Origin of the sequence: Pseudomonas sp. SL4(2022), from assembly GCF_026625725.1 — a bacterium.
In the GTDB taxonomy this organism is placed as follows: domain Bacteria; phylum Pseudomonadota; class Gammaproteobacteria; order Pseudomonadales; family Pseudomonadaceae; genus Aquipseudomonas.
Genome location: NZ_CP113060.1, coordinates 1,161,507 through 1,179,923, shown reverse-complemented (window position 1 = coordinate 1,179,923; position 18,417 = coordinate 1,161,507). Strand labels below are relative to the sequence as shown.

The 18,417-nt window shown below is 58.1% G+C and carries 16 protein-coding genes; 7 read left to right on the top strand and 9 right to left on the bottom strand.

Annotated features, from left to right (window positions below; genetic code table 11):
* Positions 1-342: 342 nt before the first annotated feature.
* Genes OU997_RS05675 through OU997_RS05665 form a run of 3 tightly spaced genes read right to left on the bottom strand, consistent with a single transcriptional unit; the run spans position 343 to position 2,249 of the window.
* Positions 343-750, bottom strand: coding sequence for a PaaI family thioesterase (locus OU997_RS05675; protein ID WP_108488528.1), 408 nt, complete (start codon positions 748-750; stop codon positions 343-345).
* Positions 751-777: 27 nt separating this feature from the next.
* Entirely contained in the window at positions 778-1,662 is an 885-nt protein-coding gene (locus OU997_RS05670) for an alpha/beta fold hydrolase (RefSeq protein ID WP_108488529.1), read from the bottom strand.
* Positions 1,659-2,249, bottom strand: coding sequence for a TetR/AcrR family transcriptional regulator (locus OU997_RS05665; protein WP_108488530.1), 591 nt, complete (start codon positions 2,247-2,249; stop codon positions 1,659-1,661). Before OU997_RS05665 ends, OU997_RS05670 begins: the two co-directional genes overlap by 4 nt.
* 197 nt (positions 2,250-2,446) lie before the next feature.
* Here OU997_RS05665 and OU997_RS05660 point away from each other — a divergent pair, with 197 nt between their 5' ends.
* The 3 genes from OU997_RS05660 (at position 2,447) to OU997_RS05650 (ending at position 5,374) form a co-directional block, all read left to right on the top strand.
* Entirely contained in the window at positions 2,447-3,043 is a 597-nt protein-coding gene (locus OU997_RS05660; RefSeq protein WP_108488531.1) for a LemA family protein, read from the top strand.
* Positions 3,044-3,055: 12 nt separating this feature from the next.
* Positions 3,056-4,993, top strand: a complete 1,938-nt coding sequence (locus OU997_RS05655; RefSeq protein ID WP_108488532.1) for a M48 family metallopeptidase — start codon at positions 3,056-3,058, stop codon at positions 4,991-4,993.
* 177 nt (positions 4,994-5,170) lie between these two features.
* Positions 5,171-5,374 (top strand): hypothetical protein, encoded by a 204-nt coding sequence (locus OU997_RS05650; protein WP_108488533.1) that lies wholly within the window; start codon positions 5,171-5,173, stop codon positions 5,372-5,374.
* Here OU997_RS05650 and OU997_RS05645 read toward each other — a convergent pair.
* On the bottom strand, positions 5,371-6,285 hold the full coding sequence (locus tag OU997_RS05645) for a LysR family transcriptional regulator (protein WP_267809373.1): 915 nt from the start codon (positions 6,283-6,285) through the stop codon (positions 5,371-5,373). The genes OU997_RS05650 and OU997_RS05645 overlap by 4 nt on opposite strands.
* A gap of 113 nt (positions 6,286-6,398) precedes the next feature.
* Between OU997_RS05645 and OU997_RS05640 the strand changes: the two genes are divergently transcribed.
* Complete coding sequence (locus tag OU997_RS05640) at positions 6,399-7,478, top strand: polyamine ABC transporter substrate-binding protein (RefSeq protein ID WP_108488534.1); 1,080 nt, start codon at positions 6,399-6,401, stop codon at positions 7,476-7,478.
* Between the two features lie 10 nt (positions 7,479-7,488).
* Positions 7,489-8,460: an agmatinase gene (gene speB / locus OU997_RS05635; protein ID WP_108488535.1), complete on the top strand. Its 972-nt coding sequence runs from the start codon at positions 7,489-7,491 to the stop codon at positions 8,458-8,460.
* A gap of 209 nt (positions 8,461-8,669) precedes the next feature.
* Here the strand turns inward: speB and tyrS are convergent, their stop codons facing one another.
* Positions 8,670-9,911, bottom strand: a complete 1,242-nt coding sequence (tyrS, locus tag OU997_RS05630) for a tyrosine--tRNA ligase (protein WP_267809372.1) — start codon at positions 9,909-9,911, stop codon at positions 8,670-8,672.
* Positions 9,912-10,208: 297 nt separating this feature from the next.
* Here tyrS and OU997_RS05625 point away from each other — a divergent pair, with 297 nt between their 5' ends.
* Complete coding sequence (locus OU997_RS05625) at positions 10,209-11,306, top strand: GGDEF domain-containing protein (protein ID WP_108488537.1); 1,098 nt, start codon at positions 10,209-10,211, stop codon at positions 11,304-11,306.
* A gap of 91 nt (positions 11,307-11,397) precedes the next feature.
* Entirely contained in the window at positions 11,398-12,759 is a 1,362-nt protein-coding gene (locus tag OU997_RS05620; protein WP_267809371.1) for a putative bifunctional diguanylate cyclase/phosphodiesterase, read from the top strand.
* Between the two features lie 464 nt (positions 12,760-13,223).
* Here OU997_RS05620 and OU997_RS05615 read toward each other — a convergent pair whose 3' ends face one another.
* The 4 genes from OU997_RS05615 to OU997_RS05600 form a co-directional block, all read right to left on the bottom strand.
* Entirely contained in the window at positions 13,224-14,480 is a 1,257-nt protein-coding gene (locus tag OU997_RS05615) for a hypothetical protein (protein ID WP_267809370.1), read from the bottom strand.
* Positions 14,481-14,564: 84 nt separating this feature from the next.
* Positions 14,565-16,319 (bottom strand): ATP-binding protein, encoded by a 1,755-nt coding sequence (locus tag OU997_RS05610; protein ID WP_267809369.1) that lies wholly within the window; start codon positions 16,317-16,319, stop codon positions 14,565-14,567.
* Positions 16,316-17,362 carry an SIR2 family protein gene (locus OU997_RS05605; protein ID WP_267809368.1) on the bottom strand — a complete coding sequence of 349 codons (1,047 nt, stop codon included), beginning with the start codon at positions 17,360-17,362 and terminating at the stop codon, positions 16,316-16,318. The genes OU997_RS05610 and OU997_RS05605 overlap by 4 nt, the downstream gene beginning before the upstream one ends.
* Positions 17,363-17,458: 96 nt before the next feature.
* Positions 17,459-18,379: a restriction endonuclease gene (locus tag OU997_RS05600; protein WP_267809367.1), complete on the bottom strand. Its 921-nt coding sequence runs from the start codon at positions 18,377-18,379 to the stop codon at positions 17,459-17,461.
* Between the last annotated feature and the right edge of the window lie 38 nt (positions 18,380-18,417).

The following is an 18,417-nucleotide window of genomic DNA, read 5'->3' as shown; positions in this document are numbered from 1 at the left end:
CTAACAAGACCTGCGTCACAAAATAAAGCCGAGCAGTTGCTTGGTTGTCCGTGTTTACGTGTGTAAGCCATGGCTTACACGGCGTGCTGGCGATTGCCACTATGCCCGCTGCCGGGTGATGGCTAATCTGCCCCACATGGACGTCGCGCAGGAAGCGCACTTTAGCAACAGGGAAACGTGGGACAGCTGCCAGGAAGGCAAGCAGATCAAGGATGTCAGCAAACAGTCTGCAAAGGCCCCGCAATGCGGGGTTTTCTTTTTTCTGCCCCATGTATTTTTGCGTTTATCCTTCAGGCCCTTTCTGGCCGCCATCAGCGTGCACTGTCTATCCTGTGTGCGCTTTCAACGCGAGAGCACGCTGAATACCGCGCTCGCCCGAGCAATTCGCACCGATTCGACGACAAAGTAGCAATTGGCAAACGCCAGGCTCTTTCCGACCTTTTGCACATCGGTTTCGATGGTTATCCAGTCGCCGAGTTTGGCGGTACCGACGTAGTCGATGGTCAGGCTGCTGGTGACCAGCGGGGTTGGCGGCTCTTCGGCGAAGGCGCTGTTATAGCCCAGGGCAACATCCGCCAGGCTGCTGAGTACGCCGCCGTGTACCAAGCCGCGGGCATTGCAGTGTTTGGCCTCAGCGCGCAGGCCGATCACCAGGCCTGTATCGCTGCGCTGGTTGTAGATCGGCCCGAGCAGATCCAGAAAGGGGCTGCTGCGAAACAGCGGTGTAAAGCCTGCGGGGATCATGCTCATCCGCGACACCTCTCTGGCTGGGGCTGTTCAGGCAGCCTGGCGCTGCGCCTGCAGGTCAGCAAACCAGTTCAGCGTGTCATCCCACAACGTCTGTGCGGCTGGGCGAAAGTAGCCCATATGGCCGATGGCGCCAATGCTGGCGGTTGAGTCGATGGTGCGCGCTTGATAGGGCGCGGAACTGTAAGCTGCCATAAAGGCATCGCGCGAGGCGGGCGGGGCCCACAGGTCGTCCAGCGCATTGGCGGCAATGATCGGCGTGCTGACCTGAGCGAAACGCTCGGCGAGGCCTGGCATCTGCGGATCTTCGAAGAAGTAGCGCGGGTAGCTGCACCAGCGTTTCCACTGGGTGTAAACCCCGAGCGGCAAGTCCTCGCCCATGCCCAGCCTGCTCCAGGCCAGGTAACCTTTGTAACGGGTCATCAGTGGGCCGATCAGTCGCCACATGGTCAGCACACGCAGCTGCTCGGTCTTGGGCATCCAGCCGTGCCAGCCGGCACCTGTGCCGAAGGTGTAGAAGCCCTGAACCTGATCGTGGTTCGGCAACAGGCCGAAGGCATGCCCGCCAAAGGAGTGGCCCACCATATACAGCGGCCGCTGCGGATGACGGTGCTGATCGACGGCAGCGGCCAGGTCAAGGTGGGCCCAATCCAGGTAGTCCATCTTGAAGCCACGCAGGCTGGCCGGCTTCGACTGGCCGATGCCGCGATAGTCGAGGGTCAGGGTGCTGTAGCCGCGCTGCGCCGCGTACTCGGCAAAGCGTCGATAGAAGCCCTGCGGCACGCCAGTGGCACCGGCAATCACCAGCTGCGCGACCGGCTCTGGGGCGTGATACAGGGTAGCGGTGAGCGGATAACCGTCGAGTGCCGGCAACTGCACGGTTTCACTAAGGATGGCAGGGGTATTGAGGCTCATGGGTAGGCTCCTCCCGGAAACTGTTCGCGGGTCAGGTTGAACAGGGCAGTCGCGGCACGCTTGAGCGGCTCGCTGCTGCCAGCAACGCGGGCTTGCAGCAGCCCGCCTTCATACAGCGCGACAAACAGTGCAGCGAGGTTATCCGCCTGCTCGCGGGGATAGCCGTAGGCATGCAGCTGCACACTCAACGCCTGGCGCACGGCGGTAAAACTGCGCTGCAGTGCGGCGCGAATCTCCACATCTTCCGGGCCGCTTTCCAGGGCGATGGTGGCCAGCGGGCAACCACGCTCGAACTGGCTGTTTTCCAGCTGCTGCAGTGCACCCTGCAGCCAGTTATGCAGCGCCTTGAGCGGGTCTGGCTGCTGGGTAAAGAGCTGGCTGAACAGGCTGTCGATATGCCGGCTGATATGGTCAATAGCCGCCACCGCCAGCTCACTCTTGCCGCCGGGGAAGTGGTGATAAAGGCTGCCCTTGGGCGCGCCGGCTACCTCCAGCAGTTCATTCAGGCCAACACCGTGCAGGCCTTTGCGCTGCAGGGCGTCGGCCATGGCGTGGATCAGTTTGTCGCGGGTCGAGATCTTTTTCATAGGTGAATATATAGACCGGTCGGTCTATTTTGCCAAGGGATTTATCCACCATGCGGCATCTGGATACCACCGCATAAGCCAAGCACCAGGTTGGCCACGCCTAGGTTCAGGGGGTGTAGTTTTGTGCCGTTGAGCATTCGCTGCGACACTTTTCCGCTACCATCTGCTTTTTCTCGCATGCTGATAAGGATTTCCCCATGTCCATTTCCACGCTGATTTTCCTGGCTGTTGTCGCGGCGCTGATCTTTTACGTGATTGGCATCTACAACCAGTTGGTGACCCTGCGTAATCGTTTTCAAAACGCCTTTGCGCAGATCGAGGTGCAGCTCAAACGCCGTTATGACCTGATCCCCAACCTGGTGGAAACCGCCAAGGGCTACATGGCGCATGAGCGCGAGACGCTGGAGGCGGTGATTGCCGCGCGCAACAATGCCGTGACCGGGCTCAAGGCTGCTTCTGCGCAGCCGGGCAACGCGCAGAGCATGGCGCAGCTGGGCGGCGCGGAAGGGCTGCTGAACAGTGCCCTGGGTCGCCTGAACGTGACCCTGGAGGCTTACCCGGACCTCAAGGCGTCGACCAATATGCAGCAGCTCAGTGAAGAGCTGAGCAGCACCGAGAACAAGGTGGCCTTTGCCCGCCAGGCGTTCAACGATGCAGTTATGGCCTACAACACCTACAAGCAGGCGTTTCCACCGGTATTGCTGGCTGCCAGCTTTGGCCACGCCCAGGACGCCAGCCTGCTGGAGTTCGCCGACAGCGCGGCGATTCAGGAAGCGCCGAAGGTATCGTTCTAAGGACTCTCAGGGATGAATTTCTTCGAGCAACAGGATCGCGCCCGGCGTAACAGCGGCCGCCTGCTGATCCTGATGGTGCTGGCGGTACTCAGCTTGATCAGTTTGACCAGCCTGGCGTTGGGCGTGGTCTGGCAGGTATTCGGTCCTGACCCGCAGTCTCTCGGCTTGCTGGATGGACCGCGCACGTTACTGCCCAGTTGGCCGCAGGTGGCGATGGTCGCGCTGGTCGTAATCGGCGTGGTGCTGCTGGGCAGTGTCTACAAGGGGTTGCAGCTCAGTCGCGGCGGCAAGGCAGTGGCCGAAAGGCTGGGTGGGCGGTTGATCAACCTCGCGCCACAGAGCCTGGAAGAACAGCGCCTGCTCAATGTTGTGGAGGAGATGGCCCTGGCCTCGGGCACGCCAGTGCCTCCGGTGTATGTGCTGGATGATGCGGGCATTAACGCCTTTGCCGCTGGCCTCACGCCGCAGGATGCGGTGATCGGAATTACCCGTGGGGCGGTTAGCCTGCTCTCGCGTGAAGAGCTGCAGGGGGTGATTGCCCATGAGTTCAGCCATATCTTCCACGGCGATATGCGCCTCAACACACGCCTGGTGGCGGTGCTGCACGGCATTCTGTTGCTGGGGCTGATCGGTGGGTTTCTGCTGCGTAGCAGCTCCCGCAGCAGTTCGCGCTCCAGTCGTGACAATTCGGCGGCGGCGATCATCGCGGTGGGCGCTACCTTGTGGCTGCTCGGTTATGCCGGGACGTTCTTCGGCAGCCTGATCAAGGCTGCCGTGAGCCGGCAGCGCGAGTTTCTCGCCGATGCCTCGGCGGTGCAGTTCACCCGCAATCCACAGAGCATTGCCGGGGCGCTGCAGAAGATCGGCGGCAACCAGTATGGCTCGCAATTGCGCGCCGGACATGCGGCCGAGTTCAGTCATATGTACTTCGCCGCCGGTATCAGCCGGGCGCTGGAGGGCATGCTGGCGACCCATCCGCCATTGGATGAGCGGATTCGTCGCGTCACGCCGGAGTGGGATGGGCGCTACCCGGATGTCTCGATCCTCAGTCTGCTGCCTGCCGATGCCACGGCAGACCAACGTGCTGTGGCCCAGGGCTGGGATCAGGCCTTGACCGGCTTTAGCGCCGCCTCGGCCACGGCGGCCATCGCCAGCATTGGGGAGCCACGTGCGGCCCACCTGCAGCAGGCGCATAAAGTGCTGGATGAGCTGCACCCGGCGCTGCGTCAGGCCGCGCACCATGGCAGCGGCGCACAGGCCTTGGTCTATGGCTTGTTGCTGGCGCCTGTGACGCCCTTGCGTGACCAGCAACTGCAGATGCTCAAGCCACTGCTCAGCGCCGAGTTGATGGAACATGTGCAGGCGCTGGAACAACCGCTGCGCCAGTTGCCAGGCAACCAACGGTTGACCCTGCTGGACCTGGCCATGCCGGCGCTCAAGCAGCTGGGCGCCGAGCAGGCGGCCGCGTTGTGTGCGGTGATGGCACGGCTGATCCGTGCCGATGGCCAGGTTGAGCTGCTGGAATGGACCTTGCTGCGCATCGTCGAGCGCAACCTGGCCCCCAGTCGGCGGCTCAGTGGGCATTTTCACCTGCTGGAAGTGCTGGATGACGCTCAGGTGTTGCTGTCGTTTCTGGCCCATGCCGGCAATGTGCCGCCGGACCAGGCGCAAGCAGCGTTGGCAAAGGCGGCGGGCGAACTGCCGTATAACGCGCTTAACCTGCTACCGGCAGCGCAGTGCGATCTGAAAGCCTTGGAGGCCGCCCTCAAACGGCTTAACCAGCTGCAGCCCTTGCAGAAACCACGGCTGCTCAAGGCCATGGCGCGCTGCATTGAGCATGATGGGCGTATCGAGGTGGCCGAGGCCGAGTTGCTGCGCGCGGTGGCTGACCTGCTGGACTGTCCGATCCCGCCACTGCTGCATGCGACCAATGGCGCGCAGGTGGGTTGACGCCGCTGGCTTCGCGGCGGAGTCTGAACAGGCAGGCTCCGCGCGGTCATCAACCTGTCACTTCGGGCGCCGATGCTTGGGCCATAGCAACAAGACTTGCCGCTAGGCCGATTGGCCACTTGTTTACTGCCTCCTGACCTTAACCGTCACGCCGGGTTGTCCGGCAAGGAGTCTGTCATGCACCTGCTTCCCCTGACCCACGATCTCTTCGACCCACAGCTGCAACTGGAGGCCGAGCCGCTATCGGCTGACGCATCGCCCTGGCCGTGCCTGGGCGTGCCGAGCATCCACCGCGACATCAGCCAGACGATTGCCGCCATTGACCGCCTGAGTAAGCAGTTGCGGCAGGCGCCTGTGCATGAGCCTGTGCAGCGGCGTTAAGGGCTGGCCGATGGGCTGGCGCTGAACGCCCGTAGCAGGTCTTCGACAAACGCCCGCTGCGCATCGCCAGGATACTGGCCGCGGTGGCTGGCCAGGTGGAACTGCACGTCGAAGCCCAGGCTGTCGGCTTCGATCGCGCGCAGGCGCCCGGCGGCCTGCCAGGGGGCGGCGATGTGCACGGGCAGGTAGCCGATGTGCCTGCCGGACAGGATAAAGGCCAGGGCGCCGTCGACCTGTTCGGTCTGTGCCGAACTGGTACTGCTCTGCAACGGCTCGCGCGCCTTCACAAAGCGGTAGGGGTGGCGCACGCTGTCCGCCTGCTGCAGGTCGGCCTGGCTGATCTGTCGGCGGCTGAACAGCGGATGCTCAGCGGCGCAGTAGAGCACCTGACGTTCGTGAAACAGTGGGTGATAGTCCAGTGCATTCTGGTTGCCGGAGAAGTAGCCGATGGCCAGGTGCAGCTGGTTCTGCAACAGGCGGCGCTCCAGTTCGGCGGGCATGGCAGTCAGCAGTTCGATCTGCACCGCCTGGTTGCGTGCGCGAAAGCGCTGGATGGCCTCGGCCACCTGTTCCAGCACCTGCGCGGCCAGCCCTTCGGACAGGCCGATGCGCAGCTCACCGAGCAGCTTGTCGGCCATGCCCTGGGCCTCGTCCTTGAAGGTGTCGATGGCGCTGAACAGTCGGCGTGTGGCGCTCAGCACCTGCTCACCCTTGGGCGTCAGGCGAAAGCCCGCCTTGCCGCGCTCGCACAGGCGAAAGCCCAGGCGGGTTTCCAGTTTGGCCATCTGCGTGCTGATGGTCGATTGGCCAATCCCCAGTTCGCCCTGGGCGGCACTGAAACCGCCGCACTCCACCACGGTGACGAACAGGCGTAGCAACTGCAGGTCGAGGTCGCGTAACTGGCTGAGCATGGCAGGGCCTAACATTGATGTATGTCGATGCCAGAGTAGAACACTTCATATTTAAGCTAAGCAAACCGGCAGGCAGGATGTGCTCAGCTCACCCCTTTACCGAGGTCATTCCCATGCGTCAGGCCCTTGCTCCGTTGCTGCTGTGTTGCGCCTTCGCCGCTCAGGCCGAAGAAAAAGCCCTGAACCTGTACAGTTGGTCCGCCTACCTGCCGGAGCAAGCCCTGCAGCGCTTCAAGGATGAAACCGGGATCACGGTCAAATACGACATCTTCGACAGTGCCGAAGCCCTGGACAGCAAACTGCTCACCGGCGGCAGCGGTTATGACGTCGTCTTCCCGGCTTCCAGCGGCCTGGCTCGGGCGATTCAGGCCAAGGCCGTGCAACCGCTGGATCGCACGCAACTGCCGCATCTGCAGAACCTCGACTCGGCGCTGCTGAGCAAGCTCGCCAGTGCCGACCCCGGCAACCAGTTCGGCCTGCCGTACACCTGGGGCACGGTTGGCGTGGGTTTCAACCTTCAGGCGCTCGAAAAGCGTTTGCCCGGCGTGCCGCTGAACAGCCTGGATCTGCTGTTCAAGCCCGAGTACGCCAGCAAGCTCAAGGACTGCGGCATCGCGGTGATCGACTCGCCGCAGGAAGTAATCAGCATTGCCCTCAACTACCTCGGCAAAGACCCTTACAGCAGCGACCGCGCCGACCTCGATGCGGTGGCGCAGCTGCTCACCCAGCTGCAACCGAACCTGCGTTACGTCGGCGCCGGCCGGCATATCAATGACCTGGCCAAGGGCGAAATCTGCCTGGCGCTGACCTACAACGGCGACGCCTACATGGCCGCGGCCAACGCCGCTGAGGCCAAGCAGCCGTTCGAGGTGCAGTACCGCATCCCGCGTGAAGGCACGCTGCTGTGGTTCGACACCATGGCCATCCCGGCCGATGCGCCGCACCCCAAGGCCGCCCACGCCTTTATCGATTACATGCTGCGCCCCGAGGCCATCGCCGAGCTGACCAACAACGTGTTCTTCGCCAACGCCAACCAGGCTGCCACGGCGCTGGTTGACCCGGCGATCAGCGGCGATGCCGATATCTACCCCGGTGAAGCGGTGCGCGCACGCCTGTTTGCCGAGCAATTGATGCCGCTGCGCCAACAACGTGAACGCACGCGCATCTGGACCACTTTCCGCAGTCAGTATTGAGGACAAGGCAATGGAAGCATTCAACGGCAACGACCTGGCCTTCACCCGCGACAGCCTCTACGGCACCTTCTCCGAGCCGACCTATGCGGGCGTCACCAGTTTTATGCGCCGGCGTTACAGTCGCGACCTAGCCGGCGTGGATCTGGTGGTCAGCGGCGTGCCCTTCGACACCGCCACCACCAACCGCCCCGGCACCCGCTTCGGTCCGCGGGCGATTCGCGCGGCATCGATCACCAGCGCCTGGGAGCGGCATTACCCCTGGGAGTTCGACCCCTTCGATCACCTGGCGGTGATCGACTACGGCGACTGCAATTTCGATCACGCCCTGCCGCACAAGATTCCGGCGGCCATCGAGGCGCACGCCGAGCATATCGTGCAGGCCGGTTGCGCCATGCTCACCTTGGGCGGCGATCACTTCATCAGCTACCCGCTGCTCAAGGCCCATGCGCGTAAACACGGCACGCTGTCATTGGTGCACTTCGATGCCCACAGCGACACCTGGCCGGACAGTGATGACAGCGAGCAAGGCGTCAGCCACGGCACTATGTTCTACCACGCGGCCCGTGAAGGGCTGGTCGATCCTTCGCGCTCGGTGCAAATTGGCCTGCGTACCACCAATGACGACGTGATGGGCTTTCAGGTGCTGGATGCGCGTCAGGTGCACCGCAGCACGCCGGAGCAGATCGCCGCGCAAATCCGCGCGCGGGTCGGTGATCACCCGGTGTACCTGACCTTTGATATCGACTGCCTCGACCCAGCCTTCGCCCCGGGCACCGGCACGCCGGTGTGCGGCGGCCTGAGCACGCATCAGGCGTTGGAAATTCTCCGCGCCCTGCGCGGGATCAATCTGGTCGGCATGGATGTGGTGGAAGTGTCGCCGCCCTACGACCACGCCGAAGTTACCGCACTGGCGGGCGCCACCGTGGCGATGGAGTTGGTATGCCTGTATGCCGCGCGGCATAAGTTGGGTGAAAAAACCTAGCGGGCGTTGGCTGGAAATCGCGTTTTATTTCCACCCTGGGCGTCCGCACGGTTGCCCTTGGTGGACCGGTGCAGCGGGGTCCACCCTACGCTAACGCTGTCCTGTGTCGTGTGTGGGAGGCGCTTTAGCAGCGAGCTTTTAACGGCTGTTATCGCGGCTAAAGCGGAATGCCGCCCAGCCCCTCCCGCGATAAAACCATGACCGGTGCATCACCGCGCCTGCAACAGGTAATGACGCTTCTTGCCCAGGCTCAGCCGCCGGCCCAGTTGCCAGGCCTGCAGTGGTTGGTCCGGGTTGCTCTGACGTTCGCCATCCAGCAGCAGGCCGCCGCCGCTCGCCAGGCGGCGTACTGCGCTGCGTGAGGGCTGCACGTTATGGCGTAGCAGCAGATCGGTGAGGCTCAAACCGCTAGCAAGGTCTTCCGGGCTGACGCTTAGCTGCGGCAGCTCGGCAGCCGTGTCTTTTGCGCTAAATAACGCCAGAGCGGTGGCTGCGGCGTCGCGGGCAGCTTGTTCACCGTGGGCCAGGGCTGTGGCAGCGTTGGCCAGGATGATCTTCGCCTGGTTCAGTTCGGCGCCCTTGAGGGCGCTCAAGCGCACCACCTCATCCAGCGGCAGTTCGCTGAACAGGGCGAGAAAGCGCCCGACATCGGCATCATCGCAATCCCGCCAGAACTGCCAGAAGTCGTACGGCGCGAGCTTGTCGCCATTCAGCCACACCGCGCCGCTGGCGGATTTGCCCATCTTGCGCCCGTCACGGGTGGTCAGCAGCGGCATGGTCAGGCCGAACAGCGGCTGACAGTCCTGGCGCCGGCCCAACTCCACACCATTGATGATATTCGCCCACTGGTCGGCTCCGCCCAGTTGCAGGGTGCAATTGTGTCGGCGCGCCAACTCAGTGAAGTCATGGGCCTGCAGCAGGGTGTAGCCGAACGCCTGAACGCTCAGCGAATGCCCACGCTCCAGGCGGTTGCGCACGGCGTCGAAGGTCAACAGGCGGTTGATGGAAAAGTGCCGGCCGACCTGATCGAGAAACTGCAGGTAGCCGATGCCGTCCAGCCAGTCGGCGTTGTCCACCACCAAACCGTCGCAGGGGCCATCGCCGAGCTGGATGTAGCGGGCAAAGCAGCCGGTAATTCCGGCAATGTTGTGCTGGATCTGCGCTTCCGTCAGCACTGGTCGGCTGCTGTCGCGAAAGCTCGGGTCGCCGATGCGCGTGGTCGCGCCGCCAATCAGCAGGATCGGCTTGTGCCCGGCGCGTTGCAGGTGGCGCACCAGCATCAACGCCTGCAAATGGCCGACGTGCAGGCTGTCCGCCGTGGCATCAAAGCCAAGGTAGAAGGTGAGCGGGCCTTGGTTGAGCGCCAGGCGCAGGCCATCGAGGTCGGTGCTCTGGTGGATAAAACCACGGGCATCAAGCTGGTCGAGCAGATCAAAGGTGTTGCTGGACATAGGTGTCTCCTGGTGAAGGCAAAGGCCTGAGGAGACTGGAGTGAGGGTGTGCTATCCGGGCCGCCTCAGGCGGATCGGACATGCAACAACGCATCTACCGCCTGGTGAGAGGGAGCAGGGCGTAATAAAACGCAGCGATGGGGCAGAGATGACGTGTGTGCATGGGCCGGCACTTTACCGGCTGTGGCGAGCACGTCAACCGCCCGTGGTTGACTGCGGTGCAGCAACCATCTGGTATTGAGGGCGCGAGTTGAGGCACAGTGAGCCATCACTCCGCCATCCGGGCAGGGCCGAGCCATGTTCTTCCGATCGCGAGCCAAGCGGGGCGCTGACAAAAGTGCTGCTGTCGACGATATGCAGGACATTGGCCAGCGTTCCTTGATCCGCATGATCTTTGCTGCCACCGGGCTGACCCTCGGCGTGTTCTGCATGTTGCAGTTCATGGCTGGCAATTACCTGTTTGCCAGTTTCGAGTTACTGGTCACCGGGATTTTGCTGTGGGGCGCCTGGCGAATTATCCGGGTGCGAAATTTGTTGCCCTGGGTGTACCTCTACCTGCTGCCGACCTTCAGTTTTCTGCTGTATATCATCGTCATTCCCAATGCCTCCAAGACGGCTTTCGTCTGGGTATACAGCATCCCCGTGCTCTCCTATCTACTGCTTGGGCGCACGCGCGGCAGCTTGCTGGCGCTACCCTTTGTACTCGGCGCCTGCCTGCTTTACCTCTACACCTATCCGCTACGCTGGGATGCCGAAGGCCTGATCGACTTGGGTAATGCCGTGTTCTGCGGGGTGATGATCATCATCTTCGTGCACCTCTACGAAACCCGGCGTGCCCTGGCCCACCAGCAGTTGCAGCAAATGGCTCGAACCGATGCGCTGACGGGGGTGGCCAGCCGTGGCAGCTTCCAGCAGAGCCTGGAACAGAGTGTGCGCGAAGTCCGGCGTAGCCAGGGGCGTCTGGTGCTGGTGATCCTCGATGTTGACCACTTTAAGGCGGTCAATGACCAGTACGGCCACGATGCGGGCGATCAGGCCTTGCGCCACATCTGCAACAGCCTCAGCCAGCGCCTGCGCAACACCGACAGCCTGGGTCGCCTGGGCGGTGAAGAATTTGGTCTGCTGCTGCGCAACACGGATCAGCAAGCCGCCGTGCCGCTGGTGGAAATGCTGCGTGAACAGATCGCCAGCCGAGCGTTGCTCTATGGTGAACAGCAGATTTTCCTCAGTGTGACCCTCGGATTAGCCGAGTGGCCCACCGATGGTGAAAGCGCGGAACAACTGTATCGCTGCGCGGACAAGCGCTTGTACCGGGGCAAGGAACAGGGCCGTAATCGCCTGGTGTACCGCGACTCAGTTATTGATGTGTCGCGTGGGCCGAGCGATGGCACATGACGCGGCGGCATGGCCGTCTACACTGACTCGGGCGCTCCGGGGTGCTCCATTCGCCTGCGCGGCTCCAAAACAGGTCTATTAGAGACATTCAATGAGCGCCCTTTCGGCCTTTATCCGGCAAATCATCAAACTTTGGTATTCCACCGATCTGGCCCTGATCGGCGAACGCCGTGAGCGGCGTATGCGGGTGCTGGCCAGTTTGGTGCTGTTGCTGGTGGGTAGTTTTTGGGGCGTTTTTTTTGCGTTACGGGGTTACTGGGCCATCGTGCTGATGGACATTGTCCTGATCCTGTGTGGCTTGGGTGTATTTATCCTCACCCTGCGCAACAAGGTTCGCAGTGCCAATTTGCTGTTGTTCGGGGTGATCATTCTGGTGATCGTCGGCATGACCCTGGTGCTTGACCCGCACACAGCCGGCGCGCCGCGTGCGACCCATTTGTACCTCTTGCCACTGGCTGTGGCCGCCCTGATGTCATTTCGCAACGAAAGCCTGTGGCTACGCTACGGTGTTGCCTTGATGTGCCTGGTGCTGTTTACCGCCCTGGCATCCTCTCCCTGGAGTCCAACCCATGCCTACAGCCTGCCCGATGAAGTGAGAGCAGTGGGCTCCTGGTTCCAAGGCGGTGCCGCCATGCTGATGCTCTTTGTGCTGCTGCACATCCTGCAAAGCGATGCGGCGGAGCGCTCTATTCTCGACCGTGATCTACAGATTGCGCTGCGGGACGGGCAGTTCGTGCTGTATTTCCAGCCTCAGCTGAACCACGTGGGCCGCGTTACCGGCGCCGAAGTCCTGATCCGTTGGCAGCACCCGCAACGGGGTCTTGTCCCCCCTGCGGAGTTCATCGATCACGCCGAGAAAACCGGGATGATCATCCCGATCGGTCAGTGGGTGCTGGAGCAGTCCGTCAAGCAATTGCATTGCTGGAAAGATGACCCTCGCCACGCCGCCTTGGGGCTGGCGGTCAACATCAGTCAAAAACAGTTTCATCAGGCCGACTTTGCAATCGACCTGCTGAAACTCGTCGATGAACAGGCGATTGAGACCAGTCGCCTGGAGTTGGAATTGACCGAGACGCTGATCGTGCAAGACATCGATGACTTGCTGAACAAGATGCAGGTGCTCGGTGAGCGCGGCGTGCGGTTTTCCCTGGATGATTTCGGCACCGGTTTTTCCTCCCTCAGCCACCTCAAACGACTGCCCCTCAACACGCTGAAAATCGACCGATCCTTTATATGCGACGTACTCACCGACAGCAGCAGTGAAACCATCGTGCGCACTGTTATCGCGCTCGGGCAAAGCATGGGCATGTCGGTGATCGCCGAAGGCGTGGAAACCGCCGCGCAGCAGCAGTTTCTGCTGAGTAACGGGTGTGTACAGTTTCAGGGCTACCTATTCAGCAAGCCCCTGCCACTTGAGGCTTTCAGCGCTTTTGTGCAACGCCAGAATGGCTGACAGGCGCGTAGCGCTAAGCAGGACTGCAAAAGCCGCGTAATACGCGGCTTTTGTTTGTTGGACCCACACGGACTCGAACCGTGGAGCAAAGGATTATGAGTTGCCTAGAAACGCTGCAAGTCCAGTGAAATCGGGCGTGGCTTAGCGCAGGTACAGTTAGCTGAAAGTAGCGTTGTAGAGCTGGTTAAGCGTAATTTAGCGAAGTCTGTAAAAGCTGGGCACTGTACCGCGAGCGTACTGTTTTTTGTACCGCGCGCCGCTTCTGGAACCGGCAGCTGCTTCTCTCCAAGGAATGGCATGATGCGGACGTTGCGGGTCATCAGCCTGTCTCACCATGTGATTTGGGTAATGCAGGGCGGCTGATCGCTTGCAGAAATATACTCGGATAAACGGAGTATTCCGATCTGTTCCTTGCGTAGTTCGAGTCAGCAATCAATGAGCCCTGGATACCACTTGTTATGCAGTTAAAAAACGGCATTCAAGTCAGAGCCTTTCTGTGTGATACGCTCTTCAATTGCATCTGGTGATAAATGTTTGGTTTGGGATCTGTGATTTATTTTTTGAGTGGTAAAATACTCCTCGAGTATAAGGCGGCATGCCTTGTTATCTATCTGATCCTTGATGCTATATGTTGGTGCGGTATACATTTTTCTTTCGGTGTCATGGAATACAGAATATTTGATTGGATGTATCTCGTTTAAGTTGGCTAAGCGCTTATCTAAAGTTACAAATATAGGTATAAAGAACGCTCCTTTTGATGTGTCTGACGCCCACGTCTCCATTAGACGAAAAAAATGAAAGTCCCAGCTTATGTTTCTTATTGCCTTAAGAGCGTCTTCTTCTTCTTTTATGAGCTTGCCAACGTTTGCCAATATGAAAATTGAGTTGTTGTTTTTGAAGTACTTGTAGGCTATGGCTAGCTCTCTTAAAGCAATGCCTGGGAGCTCTGTGTGCATGATCTTTATTAGGGCTAAGAATTTCTCCTCCAGGCTACCCTTCGTCTGGTGCTCAATATGTATTATTGAAAGAATCAAGTAAAAATCTATTTTTTGACGCGAAATCTGATGCTGAAGGATCTCTTTATCACCAAAGAAATTCTGAATCCTTTGATCCGCAAGGGAGAGTGACTCAGCTTCAGTTAAACTAAATTCTAAATCATCTATTGTGTGAATATGCTCTCCTTTCGGCGTCGCAGATGTTATACGCAAGAAATTTGCAAATGTTCTTTTGACGTCATTCATTCGCTCTGTGATGTGCTCGGCGTTTTCTAATAAATAAGGAAGTGCGTCGCAGTTTATTTTGTTTTGTGTTATGTGGTGGATTGATTTTGTAAAGGCTTCATGGTTGTTGCCGAGCGAGATTCCTCTGAGAAATAAATCTGCCGAGCCTACGTAGTTAGAATCAAGGAGCAGTGAGTAATCAATTGGAACCGCAAGTGATGCGCTGCTCTGATGTTTGTCCAGTATTTCATTGCTTAAGGCAAATAGATTTTCGCTCTTGTAAAACTCTTGTACGAAAACCTTTGATTTTCCTTCGAATACGGTTTTTTTGATGTATTCGGGTATTATTTTCGAGCTGTAATTTTCCAAGTTTGTAAGTAGTCTTAGGCCTTCAAGTTTTTCTCTGTTGTAGGACCACAGTGAAAATATTCGTGATAAATCGCTTTCGTTTGTTATTTCGTGCAGTAACTTCTGAATTTCAGGGCTTATGAATTTCGACATGTTATCTTCTTGGTTTTTTTTGGCTGGTTTTCATGAGCATGTAATGCTTGGTTGCTCTATCTGTTCTGACTGAGCGATGATCAGTTAAGTGTTTCTAGTCTGGCTCCTTAGCGCCTCAACTGCTTTAGTTAGCGCTTCTACATCAGGAGCCTGAGAGCCCCAATCTTTCCAAAAATCCCGAGTCGCGCTATCTGGTCGGATGGTGGGCAGATCTAACTTAATACGCGATGGCAAAAGCACTGCGTCCCCAAGCATCAACGCCTCACCAGTGTCCAATAGAGGAAGAATGCTAGTTAAACCTGCTAACGAGTCAGGCATTAGTCGTTTGATGACGCCTTGATCCATATCGTTTGTGAGTCGTAGCGATAGAAAATTGTTGCACTGACTCAAAATAGTCCGGCTAACATCTGAGGGCCGTTGGCTTACTACAAGTAGTGAAAAGCCGTACTTTCGTCCTTCTTTGGCAATTCTCTCGAACGCCCCAAGGGCCTGCCGTTGAACTGCGTCAGCATCGTCGCGAACAGGTAAGTAAAGGTGGGCTTCGTCACAGAGCAAGGTAACTGGAGTGCGCTTCTCTGAGGCCATCCAGAACTGCACGTCATATAGCAGCCGCGCTAGCGTCCCAGTTACAACAGGCAGCACATCAGAAGGCACTTCTGAAAAATCGATGATCTTGATGCCTTGACCACCTGCCGCACCAAGTAGCCTGGTGATTTGCGCTGCCAGCCAGCCATACGTATTAGCTACTGCAGGGGGCGTGAACATGAACCCGTAGCGCCGGTCATCTAGCTTTGCTTCCATTCTTGAGATGAAGCGTGTCAGCTTGTCTTCCCACTCACCTTTAACAGGGCCGGTCTTACCCACACCTTTTGTCGTGTTATCTATATTCAGGACAGAAAGGAGATCTTCGATTGCATAGGGGATTGGCGAGTCAACGGTGAAAGTCTTTGCCACATCGACCTGACCCTCAGTTTCAAGGGTTTTCTGCTTTAGTGCGCGTACGTGAGACGTGAATCTTGATGCCTGGTTTGGCGCGTTCTGGTCGCTACGGTCGAGAATCATCGACAACATTTCATCTCGATTAAGCAACCAGTAGGGCAGGAATAGAGCATCGTCGCTTGGGTTCGTCAAATCACCAGGCCCTGCGATACGCAGGCGTGTCGCGTAGCCGCCATTGGTTTTGTCGGCAAGCGGGGCATACTCGCCATGCATATCAAAAACAATAATATTCGGGTACTTGAGTTGAGCTGCGCGTTCCAGAATTAGCGCCACTGCATAGCTTTTACCTGAGCCTGTGCTACCCAGAATTGCTGCATGCCGCTGAAAAAATTTATCGCCGCTAACAATCGCTTCAGCTGTACGGTCAGCGACAAAAAAACCCAGCTTCAGACGTTCGTTTTCAGGGTAATCCGCGCCAAGGATGCCCATGAATCTTTGAAGGTTCGCACCCTCAATTACATAGCACTCTCGATCGATCTGCGGAAAGCTATCAGCTCCTCGTTTAAACGTGTTGCTCTTAACCCCGTCGACTGTCCGAAAGGTTCCAATCAGTGCCCCCCGAACCGTATCTGTCGGTAAGGCCGTTAGAGACAGCTCTTCACCCTCAGGAGGGAACTCGTCAGGAAGGTCATCGCTCAGCGTTCGTGTAACGCGCTCGGCAATCGCGATTAGGAATTCACGTTCAGTGCTGCCTTTAATGGCGATGAGATTACCGATACCAATTCGTGTTAGCAGTGTGGAGTTCGAAACGTCGATAGCGACCCGGCTTGTATCAACAGAAGAAACTCGACCGAGCAAGTCAGTATCAACAAATTGCAGCGCGGCGGGAATAGCTGTCATGGTTCCAAAACCTCCGTTACAAATAAACCTACGTCCCACATTCCGGTTTTCGGAAAGAAGAACTCCTTTTTTTCAACAATGGCAGCTGTACCTTCGATCCCATCCACTACTGAGTATTCAAGTGCGATTACATTGGAGTGCGAGAGCGCAAGGTGTCTTGCCGTGTGCGACAAGGATCGTGTGAGCATCAGTGTGGGCTTGCCACTTTTAATGCCAGGTGTCAGGTGTGTTTCAAGATGGTCATCATTGAAGCCGTAACCAAGAATCAAGTAGCGGCCAGCACGATCAATTGCATCATTAGCTCGTGTACGATGAAGATCGAATGGGCTTTCATAGCCGTTTCTAAATTTATTCTGACCTGGTGTAATAATTAGCCGAGTAGCTCCTGGTAGGTCACCTGCATAGAAGACAGGGCGACCATCTCGAACATACCAATCAAGACTTCCATGCGGTTTACAGATTAGTGCTCGTGACCGGTACTGCAGTGAAACTATTTTTGTGCGGGGTTTGACTGTCGCTTCGCGACAGAAGCTCATTCGACTCTCGCGTTCGTTTAGCTGCCCTGCAAATCGGCCGACAAACATTGTGTCTGCACCAATACCCGCTTCCTCTGCAGCTATCTCGACGAGGCGATCATAATTTGTCGTTACGATTACCATGCCTATTGCTGGTTTGATTAAGTGGCCCAGCAGTCGTGTCAGCCTTAGCGTTCGAGTCCCTGCAAATAACTCAGAAACGACGGCACGCTCCCGCTCTGATATAAGTTGGCCTGTTTCGGCCGATATCGATGCCTCAAGCGGTGGTGTGGGTGGCGCAGCTAATAATGCTGCTTCCAAGCCTTTGGTCGTTATAAGCTCCGCTGCGGCCTTCCACGCAGCAGCGTCAGCACCGGTTAATGCATTACCGACGTTTTCGAGCAGGTGATCAGCAAGCTCACCCATACCAGGCAAGCCCTCTGCACAAGAAAGCCCTGATCCCACAATAGTGACAAGTCCATCGCTTAAATGGGCTTGTAGGCGGGCCTTCAATGTATGTAGGTCCATTTTTCTTAACCGTCTATCGCAGGTATGTCGTTCTCTAAGGAATGGCTGACCGAGTGGCCAGCCACTAACTGCAAATGATGGATAGGTGATTTGGGGTCATTCCTCATCGAAGTAGTCACTATCCAGCTTTGGCAGCTTAAGTAGGCGCGACGTTACTCCGACCTCGTAGTCCATCATCAAATTGACCAGCCGACTGCCATCAACCAGCACCATGCCTTCTACGGAGCGGGAAAAGTCGATTGCCTGGGCCGTGAAGCCTGAGGTGGTGATAAACACGCCACGCTTGGCTTTCTGTCCGGCGAGAGCGCCATAGAAGGCTTGCAGTTCTGGCCGCCCAACTGTGCCTTGCCAACGTTTGGCCTGGACGTAGACTTTTTCCAAGCCGAGCTTGTCGAGCGAAATAACCCCGTCGATACCACCATCGCCACTGCCGCCAATACGCTGCAGGTCGTTACGGCTAGCGCCGTAGCCAAGACTGTGCAGCACATCCAATACGATGACTTCAAAGCGGTTAGGACTGACTTGCAGAAGGTTATCCAGCAGGTCTGCAGCCGTGGCCTCACGTAGCTCACGTAGAGCCTGTTCCAGGCGGTCGTCAGGGCTAATAGTGGCTGAGCTATGCGCGGGCGCAGTTTGTTCTTGTCCATCGAGGGGGACGGCGTCAGTCGGGTTTCTGAGCTTTACATTCATGAACGCGATAGCGAGCTGTTCGACTTTATCTGCAGCCAGAGGGTAGGGGTGCTGGACGGCATAGGTAATGCCTGCGTCAGTCAGCTTCCAGTACCCACGCTTGGCGCTGCTGGACAAACCGGCGCGCTTGAGACGGTCATGGGCCCAGCCTGCACGGTTTTTGTAGGTGGCCTGGCCGCTGGCAATCAGCTCTTGGCGCTGAGCTTCCGAAAGGTTCAGAGCATCCGCAGCGGCTTCATGGGCGTCACGTGCTGTCGCGCCTTCGGGCGTGGCGGCCAGGTAGCGCAGGATCGGCTCAATGAACTGGTCGTAGGTAGGGACGGACATTGCGACTCCAGGCGCAGGATTGATGTTAGGGCCTCGTG

Excerpts from the sequence above, each read along its gene's own strand:
- OU997_RS05675 (WP_108488528.1), bottom strand. The coding sequence starts at position 750 with ATGAGCATGATCCCCGCAGGCTTTACACCGCTGTTTCGCAGCAGCCCC.
- OU997_RS05670 (WP_108488529.1), bottom strand. The coding sequence starts at position 1,662 with ATGAGCCTCAATACCCCTGCCATCCTTAGTGAAACCGTGCAGTTGCCG.
- OU997_RS05665 (WP_108488530.1), bottom strand. The coding sequence starts at position 2,249 with ATGAAAAAGATCTCGACCCGCGACAAACTGATCCACGCCATGGCCGAC.
- OU997_RS05660 (WP_108488531.1), top strand. The coding sequence starts at position 2,447 with ATGTCCATTTCCACGCTGATTTTCCTGGCTGTTGTCGCGGCGCTGATC.
- OU997_RS05655 (WP_108488532.1), top strand. The coding sequence starts at position 3,056 with ATGAATTTCTTCGAGCAACAGGATCGCGCCCGGCGTAACAGCGGCCGC.
- OU997_RS05650 (WP_108488533.1), top strand. The coding sequence starts at position 5,171 with ATGCACCTGCTTCCCCTGACCCACGATCTCTTCGACCCACAGCTGCAA.
- OU997_RS05645 (WP_267809373.1), bottom strand. The coding sequence starts at position 6,285 with ATGCTCAGCCAGTTACGCGACCTCGACCTGCAGTTGCTACGCCTGTTC.
- OU997_RS05640 (WP_108488534.1), top strand. The coding sequence starts at position 6,399 with ATGCGTCAGGCCCTTGCTCCGTTGCTGCTGTGTTGCGCCTTCGCCGCT.
- speB (WP_108488535.1), top strand. The coding sequence starts at position 7,489 with ATGGAAGCATTCAACGGCAACGACCTGGCCTTCACCCGCGACAGCCTC.
- tyrS (WP_267809372.1), bottom strand. The coding sequence starts at position 9,911 with ATGTCCAGCAACACCTTTGATCTGCTCGACCAGCTTGATGCCCGTGGT.
- OU997_RS05625 (WP_108488537.1), top strand. The coding sequence starts at position 10,209 with ATGTTCTTCCGATCGCGAGCCAAGCGGGGCGCTGACAAAAGTGCTGCT.
- OU997_RS05620 (WP_267809371.1), top strand. The coding sequence starts at position 11,398 with ATGAGCGCCCTTTCGGCCTTTATCCGGCAAATCATCAAACTTTGGTAT.
- OU997_RS05615 (WP_267809370.1), bottom strand. The coding sequence starts at position 14,480 with ATGTCGAAATTCATAAGCCCTGAAATTCAGAAGTTACTGCACGAAATA.
- OU997_RS05610 (WP_267809369.1), bottom strand. The coding sequence starts at position 16,319 with ATGACAGCTATTCCCGCCGCGCTGCAATTTGTTGATACTGACTTGCTC.
- OU997_RS05605 (WP_267809368.1), bottom strand. The coding sequence starts at position 17,362 with ATGGACCTACATACATTGAAGGCCCGCCTACAAGCCCATTTAAGCGAT.
- OU997_RS05600 (WP_267809367.1), bottom strand. The coding sequence starts at position 18,379 with ATGTCCGTCCCTACCTACGACCAGTTCATTGAGCCGATCCTGCGCTAC.